General features: G+C 63.4%; 12 protein-coding genes and 2 tRNA genes. 3 read left to right on the forward strand and 11 right to left on the reverse strand.

Annotation, left to right across the window (positions count from 1 at the left end; all coding sequences use genetic code 11):
- Positions 1-332: 332 nt before the first annotated feature.
- Positions 333-920, forward strand: a complete 588-nt coding sequence (locus tag AC5QPF_RS28985) for a cytokinin riboside 5'-monophosphate phosphoribohydrolase (RefSeq protein ID WP_494961024.1) — start codon at positions 333-335, stop codon at positions 918-920.
- Here AC5QPF_RS28985 and AC5QPF_RS28990 read toward each other — a convergent pair.
- The 10 genes from AC5QPF_RS28990 to rnr all read right to left on the reverse strand — a co-directional run bounded on the left by AC5QPF_RS28990 (position 905) and on the right by rnr (position 14,167).
- Positions 905-1,807, reverse strand: coding sequence for a transglutaminase N-terminal domain-containing protein (locus tag AC5QPF_RS28990; protein WP_494961025.1), 903 nt, complete (start codon positions 1,805-1,807; stop codon positions 905-907). The two genes, AC5QPF_RS28985 and AC5QPF_RS28990, sit on opposite strands and share 16 nt — an antisense overlap.
- Positions 1,807-4,272, reverse strand: a complete 2,466-nt coding sequence (locus tag AC5QPF_RS28995; RefSeq protein WP_494961026.1) for a circularly permuted type 2 ATP-grasp protein — start codon at positions 4,270-4,272, stop codon at positions 1,807-1,809. Before AC5QPF_RS28995 ends, AC5QPF_RS28990 begins: the two co-directional genes overlap by 1 nt.
- 236 nt (positions 4,273-4,508) lie before the next feature.
- Positions 4,509-6,815: a YgiQ family radical SAM protein gene (locus tag AC5QPF_RS29000; protein WP_494961027.1), complete on the reverse strand. Its 2,307-nt coding sequence runs from the start codon at positions 6,813-6,815 to the stop codon at positions 4,509-4,511.
- Positions 6,816-6,921: 106 nt separating this feature from the next.
- Positions 6,922-8,319 carry a replicative DNA helicase gene (gene dnaB, locus AC5QPF_RS29005; protein ID WP_330078048.1) on the reverse strand — a complete coding sequence of 466 codons (1,398 nt, stop codon included), beginning with the start codon at positions 8,317-8,319 and terminating at the stop codon, positions 6,922-6,924.
- Between the two features lie 113 nt (positions 8,320-8,432).
- Positions 8,433-8,879, reverse strand: coding sequence for a 50S ribosomal protein L9 (rplI, locus tag AC5QPF_RS29010; RefSeq protein WP_330078047.1), 447 nt, complete (start codon positions 8,877-8,879; stop codon positions 8,433-8,435).
- A gap of 21 nt (positions 8,880-8,900) precedes the next feature.
- Positions 8,901-9,797: a hypothetical protein gene (locus tag AC5QPF_RS29015; RefSeq protein ID WP_494961028.1), complete on the reverse strand. Its 897-nt coding sequence runs from the start codon at positions 9,795-9,797 to the stop codon at positions 8,901-8,903.
- A gap of 36 nt (positions 9,798-9,833) precedes the next feature.
- Positions 9,834-10,064, reverse strand: a complete 231-nt coding sequence (gene rpsR, locus AC5QPF_RS29020; protein ID WP_009403887.1) for a 30S ribosomal protein S18 — start codon at positions 10,062-10,064, stop codon at positions 9,834-9,836.
- Positions 10,065-10,092: 28 nt separating this feature from the next.
- On the reverse strand, positions 10,093-10,518 hold the full coding sequence (gene rpsF, locus AC5QPF_RS29025) for a 30S ribosomal protein S6 (protein ID WP_009403888.1): 426 nt from the start codon (positions 10,516-10,518) through the stop codon (positions 10,093-10,095).
- A gap of 293 nt (positions 10,519-10,811) precedes the next feature.
- Positions 10,812-11,558 carry a 23S rRNA (guanosine(2251)-2'-O)-methyltransferase RlmB gene (gene rlmB, locus AC5QPF_RS29030; RefSeq protein ID WP_494961029.1) on the reverse strand — a complete coding sequence of 249 codons (747 nt, stop codon included), beginning with the start codon at positions 11,556-11,558 and terminating at the stop codon, positions 10,812-10,814.
- Complete coding sequence (rnr, locus tag AC5QPF_RS29035) at positions 11,555-14,167, reverse strand: ribonuclease R (protein ID WP_494961030.1); 2,613 nt, start codon at positions 14,165-14,167, stop codon at positions 11,555-11,557. The genes rlmB and rnr overlap by 4 nt, the downstream gene beginning before the upstream one ends.
- 280 nt (positions 14,168-14,447) lie before the next feature.
- Between rnr and AC5QPF_RS29040 the strand changes: the two genes are divergently transcribed.
- Positions 14,448-14,534 (forward strand) — tRNA-Leu (locus tag AC5QPF_RS29040).
- A 76-nt stretch (positions 14,535-14,610) separates the two neighbouring features.
- Positions 14,611-14,697: transfer RNA gene (locus tag AC5QPF_RS29045), tRNA-Leu, on the forward strand.
- Positions 14,698-14,806: 109 nt separating this feature from the next.
- On the opposite strand, the gene AC5QPF_RS29050 is transcribed toward AC5QPF_RS29045, so the two are convergent.
- The gene (locus tag AC5QPF_RS29050) at positions 14,807-16,300 is read right to left on the reverse strand and encodes a surface lipoprotein assembly modifier (RefSeq protein ID WP_494961031.1); all 1,494 of its coding nucleotides are present in this window, start codon (positions 16,298-16,300) and stop codon (positions 14,807-14,809) included.
- Between the last annotated feature and the right edge of the window lie 53 nt (positions 16,301-16,353).

Raw genomic sequence — 16,353 nt, forward strand, 5'->3', positions numbered from 1 at the left:
GGTTTTTTATTGAAATCAGACTGCCCCATTCCGCGCTTTGCGCTGCTGATATGGGTCAAGGGACAAGACCCTGAACGGGCAGTGAAATTCTTCTATGGTGTCCATCAAGACAATCAACGTGCCCATCATGCCCAAATCCTGAACGATGGGACAACCTCTCATTTAGGAGTAGTCCGACATGTTCATCAGTACTTTCATGCAAAGCTTGCTCGCCGCCTATGCCTCCGGCGCTACCGGCACGGCCTGCGAGTTCTCCCGCCCGGAATGATCCAGGACTTGGAAGCGCCGCCCCACCGCCTTACTCTGTGGCCGTTTTCGACCCGGAGAAAGTCATGTCCCTTCGTTCCGTTTGTGTGTTCTGCGGCGCCAGCACCGGCGTCACCCCGGCCTACCGCGAAGCTGCCGTCGCCCTCGGCCAGGCCATCGCCCGCCGCGGCCTGACCCTGGTTTACGGCGGTGGCGCCGTGGGCCTGATGGGCATCGTCGCCGATGCCGCGATGGCCGCGGGTGGTGAGGTGATCGGCATCATCCCGGTCAGCCTGCAGCGCGCCGAAATCGCCCACCCTGGCCTGACCCGCCTGGAAGTGGTCGACGGCATGCACGCGCGCAAGGCGCGCATGGCCGAGCTGGCCGATGCCTTCATCGCCCTGCCAGGCGGCCTCGGCACCCTGGAAGAACTGTTCGAAGTGTGGACCTGGGGCCAGCTCGGTTACCACGGCAAGCCGCTGGGCCTGCTGGAGGTCAACGGCTTCTACGAGAAGCTCACCGGCTTCCTCGATCATGTGGTCGATGAGGGATTCGTCCGTCCGCATCACCGCGCCATGCTGCAGGTGGACGCTGCCCCGGATGCCCTGCTCGATGCCCTGGACGCGTGGGAACCCCTGGCACCGCCGAAGTGGAAGGATCAACCGCCGAGCTGATCCAGCGGCAACACCGTCACCCGCACTTCCGGGTCGTGATGGCCACCGCCGAGGATCACTCCGCGCAGCGGCGAGACATCGGCGAAATCGCGGCCCCATCCCAGCGTGATGTGCTCCAGCGCCGGCAGCAGGTTGTTGGTCGGGTCGAAGTCCACCCAACCATGGCGCGGGCAAAACACCGATATCCAGGCATGGGAGGCGTCGGCTCCGATCAGCCGCGCCTGCCCGGGCGGCGGCCGGGTCAACAGGTAGCCGCTGACGTAGCGCGCCGCCAGTCCGCGAGAGCGCAGGCAGGCGAGCATCAGGTGGGCGAAGTCCTGACAGACCCCGCGGCGCCGCTCCAGTACCTCCAGCAGCGGCGTGGCGACCTGGGTCGCACCGGCATCGAAGGTGAACTCGCGGAAAATCTTCTCCATCAGTGCCCGAACGGCTTCCAGCAGCGGCACGCCGGCAGCGAAGCAGGGCTCGGAAAACGTCACGAACCGCTGCTTCAAGCGCACGAACGGCGATTCGAAGCGGTATCGACTGGCATCGAGCAATTCATCGGACAGGGCCTGCCGCCTATAGGCCAGGGAATCCCGCGCCTGCTCCCACGCAGGCGAGTCAGACAGCACGGGCAGGGTCCGGGGCAAGACCTCGATGCGTACCCGGGTGCTGACTTTGAGCTCGTCATGCTTGTACTCCAAGCCCAGGCGGGTCAGAGGGTTGCCGAACACATCCTCCTCGTCGCGACGCCGGGTCGGCAGCGGGCTCACCTCCAGCACGCGCTCCTCGCAGCGCTGCCAGGGACACTCCCGTGGCCACAGGTGCACCAGTTGCTGGGCCAGCGACACCGGGCTGGCATAGCGGTAATGGGTATCGTGGAGAATCTGGTAGCGCGCACTCATCAGGCGGACACCGTCTGCTGGCTGGAATCGACATGGGCGAAATGCTGCAGGGCCAGGCATTCGGCAGCTGCTTCGGCACCGTCGGCGACCTGTTCGAGCAGGGTCGCCAGCCCTGCCAGTACGGCCTCCAGGCTGGCCGCGCCAAACAACGGATCCTCCAGGCTGCGCAGGTCGAAACGCTTGAGACGCTCGGCCAGACCAACCAGCCCGGCGTCAACCGGACTGCGCAAGCGCTCCAGCGAACGCAGCAAGGAGCGCAGCTGGAACAGCACGCCATGAGGATTCTGCTCATCCAGCAGGAGCAGGTCCAGCACCGGGATCAGTTGCGCCACGGCCAGGTAACGGGAGCGATAGGTGATGCTGCTGTTGGCCAGTTCCAGCAGCCATTCCAGGCAGGATTGATCGGTCGCCGCCGGGGCCCGCAGGAAACCGGCGAGGCTGCTGCCCAGGGCATGCAGGCGCTCGATACGGCGCCCGGTCAGGAGGAAGCGCCAGCCCTCGTCGCGGGTCATGTCGTCCAGGGCGAAGCCGGAAAGCGCCGCCATCGACAGGATCAACCGGTTGAGGAAGTCCAGCAGTTCGGTAAAGTCGGCAGCGCGATCATCGAGGCGCTGCGCGTCCCGTTGCAGTGCGCTCAGGGCCTGCCAGTTCTCCCGAGACAGCTTGCCTCGCACCTGCCCCGCCGACCATTGCAGGCGCTGCAGGTTGGCCCGCAGGCTGAAACCCCAGTCCGGATCCAGCAGCGCCGTACGCAGCCGTGTGTCCAGGGTGCCTTCACGTGGCAACAGCTCCAGGCCTTCGGCCAGTTGCACCGCCGCCGCCAGTGCCTGTGGCGAGTCGCCGTCGAGGTAACGGCCGAGCAGGATCCGCAGCAGCCGCGCGCTGGCATCGCAGCGCTCGCAATAGCGGCCGAACCAGAACAGGTTTTCCACCACCCGCGAGGGCAGGTAGGGATCGGCACGGACCAGATCGGCCACGCCGAGGCTGCGGCTGACCTGCCACTGCTCACCACGAGCGGGGTGCTCGCCGAGGACCCAGGTGTCCTTGCTGGCACCGCCGCGCTGCATCGAGACCACTTCGGCATCGGCCTGCGCGGCCACCCGGGTCAGCCCCCCCGGCAATACACGCCAGCCCTCGGCACTGGCCACAGCATAGACGCGCACGCCCACGGGCCGGTCTTCCAGGCCGTTGTCCTGCCAGACCGGAGCTTGGGACAGTTGCGCCAACTCCTGGGCGACATAGGCGTAGGGACGTGCTCGCAGGCGTTCGGCCAGCGCCTGGCGCTGGACTGCGTCCAGATCCCGGCCCAGTAGCGGCTGGAAGCTCTGTGACGGGAACGCCGGCTTGAACAGCAGCTCCGGCATTTTCTCCAGCGCCTGGGCCAGGGCCGCCGGCTCGCCGCACCACCAACTGGCGATGGAAGGCAGGATCAGTTCCTCGCCCAGCAGTCGCTGGCTGATGGCCGGCAGAAAACCCGGCAGTCCCGGGGATTCCAGGACTCCGCTGCCCAGCGCATTGGCCACCAGCACCCTGCCCTGGCGCACCGCGTCCAGCAGGCCGGGGACGCCCAGGGCGGAGTCGGTGCGCAGTTCGAGGGGGTCGCAGAAATCATCGTCGAGCCGCCGCAGGATGGCATGGACCCGGCGCAGACCACCGAGGGTCTTGAGGTAGACGATGCCGTCGCGCACGGTCAGGTCACTGCCCTCCACCAGCGGGTAGCCGAGCTGGCGGGCGAGGAACAGGTGTTCGAACCAGCTTTCGTTGAAACGCCCGGGGGTCAGTAGCACCACCAACGGCGTTTCCCTTCCGCTCGGGGCCAACTGCGCAAGGCTTTGTTGCAGGGTGCGGAAGAAGCCCGCCAGGTGCTGCACATGGAGGTCGCGGTACAGCTCGGGAAATGCCCGGGAGACGACGGTGCGGTTTTCCAGGGCATAGCCCGCGCCGGAGGGGGCCTGGGTGCGATCGGCGGTGACCCACCAGCGTCCGTCCGGGCCGCGCGCCAGGTCGGCGGCGTAGATATGCAGCCAGGTCCGGTCGGGAACCTCGATGCCCTGGCAGGGCCAGAGGAAGTTGTCGTGGCCGAAGACCAGTTCGGCGGGCAACAGGCCTTCGCCGATCAACTGCTGCGGGCCGTAGATGTCCGCCAGCACCGCGTTCAGCAGCCCTGCACGCTGGGCGATGCCGCGGGCCAGGTGCTCCCATTCGGCAGCAGGGATCACCTGGGGCAGCAGGTCCAGCTCCCAGGGGCGGTCGGCGCCATCGGGATCGGCGTAAATGTTGTAGGTCACGCCGTTTTCCCGCAGTTGGCGGTTGACCAGGGACTGGCGCTGGCCCAGTTGCTGCGGGCAGCTGCGTTGCAGATGGGCGAGCAGTGCCTGCCAGTGCGGACGCACGCTGCCATCGAAGCCCAGCATTTCATGCCAGGTCGCGGGGCTTGGGGTCAGGGCATCCAGCAGGTCGGACATTGGGGCGCTCACAGGGGAGTTGTGGGCGGGATGCGGCAAGAGTTATGCCAGTGGCTTTGCAGTGAAAAATGATGGTGTCTGGTCTGGCCTCATCGCTGGCAAGCCAGCTCCCACAGGGATCGCGTGCACCGCAAAACCTGTGGGAGCTGGCTTGCCAGCGATGAGGCCCTCGGCACCTTGCACCGGAGAGGTGCAAGGAGGGGCGTCATGACGGGGCGCAAGCCCCGTCATGGGGCTTAGCGCGGCAGGACCGGCTGGCGCTTGGTCTTGCCTTTACCGCTCTTGCCACCCTTGGCCGCATCCTTGCGCGCCTTGGCCGCTTCCTGGTTGCGGGCGAAGGCGGCGGCCTTGGCCTGCTCGCGCTTGTCCCACGGCTTGGCGCCATCACTGGCACGCGGTGGCAGGCCGGTGTGCTGGGTAAGGATCTTCTGTTCCTTGGCCACCTTGTGGCTGCCCGCCGGGGTGGAGTTCTTGCGCCGAGCGCTCTGATAGCTGTCGGTGTCCGGTTGGTGCAGCGGGATCAACTGGTGCTTGCCAGGGCCGATCAGGTCGGCACGGCCCATGCGCTGCAGGGCCTCGCGCAGCATCGGCCAGCCCTTCGGATCGTGGTAGCGCAGGAAGGCCTTGTGCAGGCGGCGCTGCTCCTCGCTCTTGACGATGGTCACCCCTTCGCTCTTGTAGGTGACCTTGCGCAGCGGGTTCTTGCCCGAGTGGTACATGGCCGTGGCCGAGGCCATCGGCGACGGGTAGAACGCCTGCACCTGGTCGGCGCGGAAGCCGTTGCCCTTGAGCCACAGGGCCAGGTTCATCATGTCTTCGTCGGTGGTGCCCGGGTGCGCGGCAATGAAGTACGGGATCAGGTACTGCTCCTTGCCCGCCTCTTTCGAGAACTTCTCGAACATGCGCTTGAAGCGGTCGTAGGTGCCGATACCAGGTTTCATCATCTGGTTCAGCGGACCTTCCTCGGTGTGCTCCGGGGCGATCTTCAGGTAGCCACCGACGTGGTGAGTGACCAGCTCGCGCACGTACTCCGGCGACTCCACGGCGAGGTCGTAGCGCAGGCCCGAAGCGATAAGGATCTTCTTCACCCCCGGCAGGGCGCGGGCGCTGCGGTACAGCTTGATCAGCGACGAGTGGTCGGTGTTCAGGTTCGGGCAGATGCCCGGGAACACGCAGGACGGCTTGCGGCAGTGGGTCTCGATCTCGGTGCTCTTGCAGGCGATGCGATACATGTTCGCGGTCGGCCCGCCAAGGTCGGAAATGACGCCGGTGAAGCCTGGGACCTTGTCGCGGATCTCCTCGATCTCGCGAATGATCGACTCGTGAGAGCGGTTCTGGATGATCCGCCCTTCGTGCTCGGTGATCGAGCAGAAAGTGCAGCCACCGAAACAGCCACGCATGATGTTCACCGAGAAACGGATCATCTCGTACGCCGGGATGCGCTCCTTGCCGTAGGCCGGATGCGGGATTCGCGCGTAGGGCATGCCGAAGACGTAGTCCATTTCCTCGGTGGTCATCGGAATGGGTGGCGGGTTGAACCAGACGTTGACTTCACCGTGCTTTTGCACCATGGCCCGCGCGTTACCCGGGTTGGTCTCCAGGTGCAGCACGCGGTTGGCATGGGCGTAGAGCACCGCGTCGTTGCGCACCTTCTCGAAGGATGGCAGGCGGATCACCGTCTTTTCCCGGGTCATGCGCGGGCTTTCGAGGATCTGCACCACCTTGGCTTCGTTCGGGTCCTCGACCTCGCCCTTCTGCTGTTCGATGGCGCAGGCCTGGGTGTCCTGGGTGTTGACGTACGGGTTGATGATCTTGTCGACCTTGCCCGGACGATCGATACGGGTCGAGTCGATCTCGTACCAACCCTGCGGAGTGTCGCGACGGATGAACGCGGTGCCGCGGATGTCACTGATGTCCTCGATGCGCTCGCCGGCGGCCAGGCGCTGGGCGATGTCGACCACGGCGCGCTCGGCGTTGCCGTACAGGAGGATGTCGGCGCAGGCGTCGATCAGGATCGAATGGCGGACCTTGTCCTGCCAGTAGTCATAGTGCGCGATGCGGCGCAGCGAAGCCTCGATGCCGCCGAGGACGATCGGCACATGCTTGTAGGCTTCCTTGCAGCGCTGGCTGTATACCAGACTGGCGCGGTCAGGACGCTTGCCGGCCAGGCCACCCGGGGTGTAGGCGTCGTCGGAGCGGATCTTCTTGTCCGCGGTGTAGCGGTTGATCATCGAGTCCATATTGCCCGCCGCGACCCCGAAGAACAGGTTCGGCTCGCCGAGCTTCATGAAGTCGTCCTTCGACTGCCAGTTCGGCTGGGCGATGATCCCGACGCGGAAGCCCTGGGCTTCCAGCAGGCGGCCGATGATGGCCATGCCGAACGACGGATGGTCGACGTAGGCGTCGCCGGTCACGATGATGATATCGCAGGAGTCCCAGCCGAGCTGATCCATCTCCTCCCTGCTCATCGGCAGGAACGGTGCCGGCCCGAAGCATTCGGCCCAGTACTTGGGATAGTCGAAGAGTGGTTTGGCTGCTTGCATGTCAGTGACCGGTTTTTTTGGGAGGCGGGAAAATCACGGGCGCGGAGAATAGCACAAAAATTGACCAATTCCGACGCTGAAGGTCGGAATTGGTCAAGCGACGTTCTTATTCGTCGTCGTCGAAGTTGTAGCTGCCCGGCGCGAGGTTCTCGAAGCGGGTGTACTTGCCGATGAAGGCAAGGCGGATAAAGCCGATCGGGCCGTTCCGCTGCTTGCCAATGATGATCTCGGCGATGCCCTTGTGCTCGGTCTCCGGGTGATACACCTCGTCGCGGTAGACGAACATGATCACGTCGGCGTCCTGCTCGATCGCTCCGGACTCCCGCAAGTCGGAGTTCACCGGGCGCTTGTTCGGCCGCTGTTCGAGGGAGCGGTTGAGCTGCGACAGGGCGATGACCGGGCAGTTGAATTCCTTGGCCAGGGCCTTGAGGGAACGGGAGATCTCGGAAATCTCGTTGGTCCGGTTGTCGCCGCTGGAACCCGGGATCTGCATCAACTGCAGGTAGTCGATCATGATCATGGCGATGTCGCCGTGCTCACGCACCAGGCGGCGGGTCCGCGCACGCATTTCCGACGGGCTGATGCCGGCGGTATCGTCGATGAACAGCTTGCGGTCGTTGAGCAGGTTGACCGCCGAGGTCAGCCGCGGCCAGTCGTCGTCATCCAACTGGCCGGAACGCACCTTGGTCTGGTCGATACGGCCCAGGGACGAGAGCATACGCATGATCAGCGATTCACCTGGCATCTCGAGGGAGTACACCAGTACCGCCTTGTCGCTGCGCAGTACGGCGTTTTCCACCAGGTTCATGGCGAAGGTGGTCTTACCCATCGATGGACGGCCGGCGACGATGATCAGGTCGGCCGGCTGCAGGCCGCTGGTCTTCTCGTCGAGGTCGGTGTAGCCGGTGGACAGGCCGGTGATCTCGCTGTCGGAGTTGAACAGCGTGTCAATGCGGTCGATGGCCTTGGTCAGCAGTTCGTTGACCCCCACCGGGCCGCCGGTCTTGGGCCGTGCCTCGGCGATCTGGAAGATCTGCCGCTCGGCCTCGTCGAGGATTTCCTCGGCGTTGCGGCCCTGCGGGTTGAAGGCACTGTCGGCGATGTCGTTGCTGATGCTGATCAGTTGGCGCAGGGTCGAGCGCTCGCGAATGATCTGCGCATAGGCCTTGATGTTGGCCACCGACGGGGTGTTCTTCGCCAGCTCGCCGAGGTAGCCAAGGCCGCCGACCTGCGAGCTCAGGCCTTCCTTGTCCAGTTGCTCGTGCAGGGTCACTACGTCGAACGGGACGTTCTGGTCGACCAGCTTGTGGATGGCGCGGAAGATCAGACGGTGGTCATGACGGTAGAAGTCGCCGTCGGAGACTTGATCGAGCACCCGCTCCCAGGCGTTGTTGTCCAGCATCAAGCCACCGAGCACGGCCTGTTCGGCCTCGATGGAATGCGGCGGCACCTTCAGCGCGGCGGTTTGCAGATCATATTGCTCTGGGGCGGTTATCTCGTTCATGGCCACCTGGAAAAATCTGGGGTGTTGAAAAAGACAAAGGGCACGACCTGCGGTGCAGGATCGTGCCCGATGTTAACCGGCTGGTCCCGAGGGAGCCAGCAGGTCCATACAGCTTAGGCTGCGACGACGACCACGCGTACGGTGGCTTCAACGTCGCTGTGCAGGTGCACGGCTACGTCGTATTCGCCAACCTGACGGATGGTGCCGTTCGGCAGACGAACTTCAGCTTTGGCCACTTCAACGCCGGAGGCGGTCAGGGCGTCAGCGATGTCGTGAGTGCCGATCGAACCGAACAGTTTGCCTTCATCGCCAGCGGTAGCGGTGATGGTGACTTCCAGCTCGGCCAGTTGGGCAGCGCGGCTTTCAGCCGAAGCTTTCTTGTCGGCAGCTGCTTTTTCCAGCTCGGCACGGCGCTCTTCGAACGCAGCCAGGTTGGCGGCGGTAGCGGAGACAGCCTTGCCGAATGGCAGCAGGAAGTTACGACCGTAACCAGCCTTGACTTTAACTTTGTCGCCCAGGTTGCCCAGGTTGGCGACTTTTTCCAGCAGGATCAGTTCCATTTGGTATAAACCTCTTAACTTTTAACCTTCACCGTTCGCGGAGCCGTTATCGGCGTCCTTGGACGCCCCGCGTCCGCGAAAATCAATCAGGCTGTCGACAATGGCCAAAACCACGAGCAACGGATAAATCAGCTGCATGAACAGCAGCAACGTCACGTACAACCCGACCAGCCAGAACTTCGCCAGTCGCCCTTGCGCCACCAGGCCGTGCATCACGGCCAGTCCGGCGAAGACCAGCGGGATGGTGCACAGCGGTGTCAGCATCGCCAGTTCGGTACCGAAGTTCGGCCCGACCAGGATAAGCACCAGCAGCACCAACGCCACCGCCAGCGGCAGTCTCACGGCGCGAAACTCGCGACCGAAGCCTCCCGGGTTATACAACGCTGCCTGCCAGTAGCGACCCAACATCAGGGCCAGCACACTGACGGCCTGCAACAAGGCCGCGATCAGGCCGGTGAGCACCGGTGCGATCAGCCCTTCGAGGCGGCCCCGCTCTTCTACCGTCAATTTCTGGTAGATCCCGTCGAGCATCTGCGGAAGGATCTTGGCGATCTCTTGCGCGAGGGTGTCGATCGGTTCGCGGAACACAGAACCCAGAACGGCGCCATACACCAGGCCCAGGGCGATGCTGGACAACAGCACCCGGTTCCAGGAATGTCCGGCGCGCAACAACGCAGCCAGACCCAGCGTCCCCAGCAACACCATCAAGGTGCGCGGCTCGCCGAAGTACCACCAGGCCAACGCCGGCAACAACGCCCAGGCGAGGACCCCGGAGGCATCCTTGAAACCGCGCCGCAGGAACACCAGGCTCCCGGCGGCGGCACTCAACCAGAACAGCAGCGGCAATGCCGCACAACCAACCACTACCAGAGTGGCCTGCACGCGACCGCGCATGATGAAATCAGCCAGGGCCCGCATGCAATCTATCCTTTGCTACTTGTCGACGACCCGGTCTCAGCGGCCGTGGCTGTCGGTGTAGGGCAGCAGGGCCAGGAAGCGGGCGCGCTTGATAGCGGTAGCCAGCTGACGCTGATAACGAGCTTTGGTACCAGTGATACGGCTTGGAACGATCTTGCCGGTTTCGGATACGTAAGCTTTCAGGGTGTTGAGATCTTTGTAATCGATCTCTTTCACGTCTTCAGCAGTGAAGCGGCAGAATTTACGACGACGGAAGAAACGTGCCATGTAATAGGCTCCTCAAAAGATCCGTGGATTACTCGTCAGCGTTATCGCTGTTGTCGCTGTCATTGCTGTCGTCGCCTTCGGCGCTGTCAGCATGCTCAGGACGGTCACGACGCTCACGGCGCTCGCTGCGGTTTTCTTCAGCCTTGAGCATCTCGGACTGGCCGGTAACGGCTTCGTCGCGACGGATGACCAGGTTACGGATCACGGCATCGTTGTAGCGGAAGTTGTCTTCCAGCTCGGCCAGGGCCTTGCCGGTGCACTCAACGTTCAGCATCACGTAGTGAGCCTTGTGAACGTTGTTGATGGCGTAGGCCAGTTGACGACGGCCCCAGTCTTCCAGACGGTGGATCTTGCCGCCGTCTTCTTCGATCAGCTTGGTGTAACGCTCAACCATGCCGCCGACTTGCTCGCTCTGGTCCGGGTGAACCAGGAAGATGATTTCGTAATGACGCATGAATGCTCCTTACGGGTTGTAGTCTGCCGACAATGCGGTCAGACAAGGAGTGAATGACACTGTATGTCTTGTCCTGAACCAGGCACGCATGCCCGGGACAAGGCGCGCAATTGTAGAGAAGCGCGGTGGGACAAGCAAGGAGATTGGTGAAATATTGAGCAGCGTTGCCTAGCTCAAAATGTTGCCAATCCCCAAAAGCATCGCTGGCAAGCCTGCTCCCACAGGGTCTGAACCGCTCTTGAGTACGGTGGAGAACCTGTGGGAGCTGGCTTGCCAGCGATTGGGACAGCGAGTTACTTGCTGACGGAACGCTGCCTTACGGCCTCGAACAGGCAAACACCGGTCGCCACCGATACGTTCAGGCTGCTGACGCTACCGGCCATCGGCAGTTTCACCAGGAAATCGCAGTGCTCGCGGGTCAGGCGGCGCATGCCCTTGCCTTCCGCGCCCATGACCAGCACGGTCGGCCCGGTCATGTCCTGTTGGTACAACTCCTGCTGCGCCTCGCCGGCGGTGCCGACGATCCACAGGCCCCGTTGTTGCAACTTTTCCAGGGTCCGCGCGAGGTTGGTCACTGCCACCAGCGGGATCACTTCGGCGGCGCCGCAGGCGACTTTACGCACGGCGGCCGTCAAAGTCGCCGACTTGTCCTTCGGCACGATCACCGCCTGCACACCGGCGGCATCCGCGGTACGCAGGCAGGCTCCGAGGTTGTGCGGGTCGGTGACGCCGTCCAGCACCAGCAGCAGCGGCGCACCTTCGGTACGATCCAGCAGCTCGTCGAGCATCGCCTCGCCCCACACCTGGCTCGGGCTGACCTCGGCGACCACGCCCTGGTGCACGCCTTCGACCCAGGCGTCCAGCTCGCGGCGCTCAGCCTGGCCGACTGCCACGCGGTTCTCCGCGGCCAGAGCCAGCAGCGCCTGGATCCGCGGCTCGCTACGCCCCTCGGACAGCCAGATCTGCTTGACCCGCTTGGGGTGATGACGCAACAGCGCTTCCACGGCATGCACGCCGTAGATCTTTTCCAACTGACTCATGACTTGCCTTTGCTCTTGCGGGAAGTGGCACCGGACTTGGGCGGTCCCTTGCGGTGCTTGGTCGGCTTGTCCGACTTGCCGGACGACTTGCCCGAAGGCTTGCCGCTGGCATGGGCGTGCTTGGCATCGGCCATCAGCGCCTTCTTCATTTCCCGGCTCTTGCGCACTTCGGCGTTGTTCGCCGCGGCATGGGAGGAGAAATACGCCTCGGAAGTCTCGCCTTTCTTGGCTCGACGGGCCGGACGCTCTTCCTGGACAGGCTCAGCAGCCTTGGCCTTGGCACCCACGCCGATCTTCGCCGCCGGGGCCGGAGCCGCTGGCTCGGTCGAGCGCTGCTTGCGGCCGATCGGCGCCTTGAGAGCGTTCTCGGACATCTCGAAGTCGATCTTGCGCTGCTCCAGGTCGACGCGCATCACCCGCACTTCGACGGTGTCGCCGAGGCGGAAGCTGCGACCAGTGCGCTCACCGGTGAGCCGGTGGTGAACCGGGTCGAAGTGGTAGTAGTCGCCCGGCAGCGCGCTGACGTGGACCATGCCCTCGACATAGATGTCGGTCAGCTCGACAAACAGGCCAAAGCCCGTCACCGCAGTGATCACGCCCGGGAAGGATTCGCCAACGCGGTCCTTCATGTATTCGCACTTGAGCCAGTTGACCACGTCGCGGGTGGCCTCGTCGGCACGCCGCTCGCTCATCGAGCACTGTTCGCCCAGTTGTTCCAGGGTGTTCTCGTCGTAAGGGTAGATCCGTGCCTTGGGAATGCTCATCGCCCCGGCGCGCTTGACGTGCGGGGTCTCCTGGCGGGAACGGATCACACTGCGGATGGCGCGGTGCACCAGCAGATCGGGATAACGACGGATCGGCGAGGTGAAGTGGGTGTACGCCTCGTAGTTCAGACCGAAGTGACCATTGTTGTCGGCGCTGTACACCGCCTGGCTCAGCGAGCGCAGCATGACGGTCTGGATCAGATGGAAGTCCGGACGGTCGGCGATGTTGGCCAGCAGGGCCTGGTAGTCCTTCGGCGACGGACCGTCCTTGCCCTTGTGCAGGGACAGGCCGAGTTCGCCGAGGAAGGCGCGCAGTTTTTCCAGGCGTTCCGGCGGCGGGCCGTCGTGGACCCGGTACAGGGCCGGAATCTCGTGTTTCTTGAGGAACTCGGCGGTGGCTACGTTGGCCGCCAGCATGCATTCCTCGATCAGCTTGTGGGCGTCGTTGCGCACGGTCGGACGGATTTCCGCGATCTTGCGCTCGGAACCGAAGATGATGCGGGTTTCCTGGGTCTCGAAGTCGATCGCGCCACGGGTGTGACGGGCGGCCAGCAGCACCTTGTACAGCGCGTAGAGCTGCTTCAGGTCCGGCAGCACCTCACGGTATTCCTCGCGCAGGGCACGGCCTTCGCGGGTACGCGAATGTTCCAGCATGCTGCTGACCTTGTTGTAGGTCAGGCGCGCGTGGGAGTGGATCACCGCTTCGTAGAACTGGTAATCGACCATCTGCCCGGATTTGTTGATGGTCATTTCGCAGACCATCGCCAGCCGGTCGACGTGCGGGTTCAGCGAGCACAGGCCGTTGGACAGCTCTTCCGGCAGCATCGGGATCACCCGCTCCGGGAAGTACACCGAGTTGCCGCGGACCAGGGCTTCGGCATCCAGCGCCGAACCGAGGCGCACGTAGCTGGACACGTCGGCGATGGCGACATAGAGGCGCCAGCCACCGGAGAACAGGCGCAGCTTACCGAGGCTTTCGCAGTAGACAGCGTCGTCGAAGTCGCGGGCGTCTTCACCGTCGATGGTGACGAAGGGCAGGTGGCGCAGGTCGATGCGCTTTTCCTTGTCCTTCTCTTCCACTTCCGGCTTGAGCTTGCGGGCTTCCTTGATCACGGCCTCTGGCCAGACGTGGGGAATGTCGTAGCTGCGCAGGGCAACGTCGATTTCCATGCCCGGGGCCATGTAGTTGCCGATGACCTCGACCACATCGCCTTGCGGCTGGAAGCGCGGGGTTGGCCAGTGGGTGATCTTCACCTCGACGAACTGGCCGATCTTGGCACCGGCGTTGCGGCCTGGCGTGACCAGCACTTCCTGCTGGATCTTCGGGTTGTCGGCGGTGACGAAGCCGATGCCGCCTTCCTCGAAGTAGCGCCCGACGATGCTTTCGTGGGCGCGGGAGATGATTTCCACCAGCACGCCTTCGCGGCGGCCGCGGCGGTCGACGCCGGAAACCCGGGCCAGGGCGCGGTCACCGTCGAACACCAGGCGCATCTGCGACGGGCTGAGGAACAGGTCCTCGGTGCCGTCGTCGGGAATCAGGAAGCCGAAACCGTCGCGGTGGCCGGAGACGCGGCCGAGGATCAGGTCGAGCTTATCCACCGGGGCATAGGTGCCGCGCCGGGTGTAGATAAGCTGGCCATCACGCTCCATGGCGCGCAGGCGACGACGCAGGGCTTCGATCTGGTCCTCGGTCTGCAGGCCGAATTCCTCAACCAGTTGCTCGCGCGCAGCCGGCGAGCCTCGTTCGGCGAGGTGCTGGAGGATCAGCTCACGGCTAGGGATGGGGTTTTCGTATTTTTCCGCTTCACGAGCGGCCTCGGGATCGAGGGACTGCCAATCGGCCATTAGGAGGGGTTCACCTTGTCTATATAAGGGTTAGTTTGGCATAGCCGTATTGAAACCGGAAATTTCCGCCTTGGACAGCCCCGCCGGGAACGGCCTCTCGGGCGCGTCTTTGCTCAGGTAGATCAACGGCTTGAATTTTTTAAGATTTTTTTCGAATGGGGGTTTACAGCCCCAGGGGCCATCCGTATAGTGCGCACCACAGCGACGGACACCGTCGTTATAGTTGAGAAGCCGCACGATGTGAAGCCTTTGCAAGCATCGAAGCGAAATCAACGAAAATGCCCAGATGGTGAAATTGGTAGACACGCCAGCTTCAGGTGCTGGTGACCTTACGGTCGTGGAAGTTCGAGTCTTCTTCTGGGCACCAATTTCAAATTTCAGATCAGCGATCTGAAATTTATGCAACAAGCTACACTGTTAATGTTTCAAATGCTTCAACCTTTGCCCAGATGGTGAAATTGGTAGACACGCCAGCTTCAGGTGCTGGTGACCTTACGGTCGTGGAAGTTCGAGTCTTCTTCTGGGCACCATATTTCTAAAGAAACCCGCGAAAGCGGGTTTTTTTATGCCTGCGATTTACCCACACCGCCCTCCCCCAGCAGGAGCTGGCTTGCCTGCTCCTACAGGTCGGGTTGCACATCAAAAGGTCTTCTCGAACTTCAACGCCACTTCGGTCTGCCGGTAGCTGTACGTCCAGTCGATGCTGCTGTCGGTCCCCGTACGCTTGGCATACAGGCTCGGCACCACCCCGGCGAATGCCAGGCGCGGCACACTCAGGCTGGCAATGTAGATCTGCTGGCGATCCTTGCGCAGGCCGCCGAGGAAGGCATCGGGCTCGTCGTAGCGTGTGGTGCGGTACAAGCCGATCAGGCTCAGGTTCATTCCCACATCGAAGCTGTGGTACGCGCCGAGGCTAGCCATGTACTCGCGGTTGCTCGCGGTATCCGCGTCCTGGCTGCGACGGGTGTAGGTCACGCCACCGAACACCAGCGTCTGCGGATCAAGCAGGTACGACAGCGACGTTCCGATCTGGCGCTCATCGTAGTCATCAAAATAATCCCGTTGCTCGCCCTGGAAACGGAAATGCTTGTGCTGTGCCTGCACGCTGACCTGCAGGCGGTTGGTCAGGTTGTGCTTCCACTCCCCGCGCACGCCGCTGGCCTGGTACTTGGTGTGGTGGTCGGCGTAGTAGTTCTCGAACAGCGGGGTCAGCGAAACATCGTTCAGCGCGCTCTGGTAGTTGTACCCGGCGTAGAGCACGCTGGTGTTGTCGTCGTACCAGGTCTCGTTTTCCTCTTCCTCGTTATGCCGGTCGTAGTTGTTGCCATAGGTGAGGCCACGCACCAGCACATGGTGGTTGCCGGAAATCTGGAAACGTCGCTCGGCGGCGGCGTCATAGACCACGCTGGACGCGCTGATCGGCTTGGGCATCTGCCGGGTGTAGTCGAAGCAATCGAAGAACACCGAGCAAACCTGAGTCACGGTGGTCATGCCGTTGCCCTGGTTGATGTTGCTGTTGTGGCCAAAGCCCAGTGATGCCGAACCATGCCACTGGCGGCGCATGTCGATGCCCTTGCGGTACTCGCCGAGCACGCCCAGTACCTGCTCGGGCACGTCGCTGGCGGCGACCTCGGCGAACAGCGCCTCGGCCTCGCGGGTCTGGCTGTCTTCGAACAGGGTGCGCGCCAGCTCCAGGCGGGCGCGGACGAAACCGGGTTGCAGCTCATCAGCCCGCCGCAGGTGGGCGATGGCCTGCTTGTACTTGCGCTCGGAACGATCGATCAGGCCTTCGGCCATCTCTACCAGCGCCGCCTCATGGCCGGGCAACTGCCGGTAGCGCTCGACGAACTGGCGCACCTTGCCCCACTGCTGCAGGTTGATGGAGACATAGATGGCGGGCCCGAGGTCTTCGAGGGTGTTCTGCAGGCTGTAGGTCTGCCCCTGGATGGTGATCAGCGAGTCGTCGTTCTCGGCCGGGTCCGGCGCGCCAAGGTTGGCCCGCTCGCGCACGTCAGCGCTGCGGTCGATCTTGTTCAGCAGCAGACGGGTGTCGTCATCGTCGGCCAGCGACGCGGTGGACAACAGGGTCGAGAAACACAACAGGGCGACGCGCACCCGCAAGGACGGCAGCATGGTGATCGGTCCGGGACAGAAAGGAATAGGTCGGAAGGGGGAGCCGAAGCCCC

This window comes from Pseudomonas sp. Con_6 (genome assembly GCF_059379395.1).

Bases quoted from the DNA above. Each gene is read 5' to 3' on its own strand.
- AC5QPF_RS28985 (WP_494961024.1), top strand. From the start codon at position 333: ATGTCCCTTCGTTCCGTTTGTGTGTTCTGCGGCGCCAGCACCGGCGTC.
- AC5QPF_RS28990 (WP_494961025.1), bottom strand. From the start codon at position 1,807: ATGAGTGCGCGCTACCAGATTCTCCACGATACCCATTACCGCTATGCC.
- AC5QPF_RS28995 (WP_494961026.1), bottom strand. From the start codon at position 4,272: ATGTCCGACCTGCTGGATGCCCTGACCCCAAGCCCCGCGACCTGGCAT.
- AC5QPF_RS29000 (WP_494961027.1), bottom strand. From the start codon at position 6,815: ATGCAAGCAGCCAAACCACTCTTCGACTATCCCAAGTACTGGGCCGAA.
- dnaB (WP_330078048.1), bottom strand. From the start codon at position 8,319: ATGAACGAGATAACCGCCCCAGAGCAATATGATCTGCAAACCGCCGCG.
- rplI (WP_330078047.1), bottom strand. From the start codon at position 8,879: ATGGAACTGATCCTGCTGGAAAAAGTCGCCAACCTGGGCAACCTGGGC.
- AC5QPF_RS29015 (WP_494961028.1), bottom strand. From the start codon at position 9,797: ATGCGGGCCCTGGCTGATTTCATCATGCGCGGTCGCGTGCAGGCCACT.
- rpsR (WP_009403887.1), bottom strand. From the start codon at position 10,064: ATGGCACGTTTCTTCCGTCGTCGTAAATTCTGCCGCTTCACTGCTGAA.
- rpsF (WP_009403888.1), bottom strand. From the start codon at position 10,518: ATGCGTCATTACGAAATCATCTTCCTGGTTCACCCGGACCAGAGCGAG.
- rlmB (WP_494961029.1), bottom strand. From the start codon at position 11,558: ATGAGTCAGTTGGAAAAGATCTACGGCGTGCATGCCGTGGAAGCGCTG.
- rnr (WP_494961030.1), bottom strand. From the start codon at position 14,167: ATGGCCGATTGGCAGTCCCTCGATCCCGAGGCCGCTCGTGAAGCGGAA.
- AC5QPF_RS29050 (WP_494961031.1), bottom strand. From the start codon at position 16,300: ATGCTGCCGTCCTTGCGGGTGCGCGTCGCCCTGTTGTGTTTCTCGACC.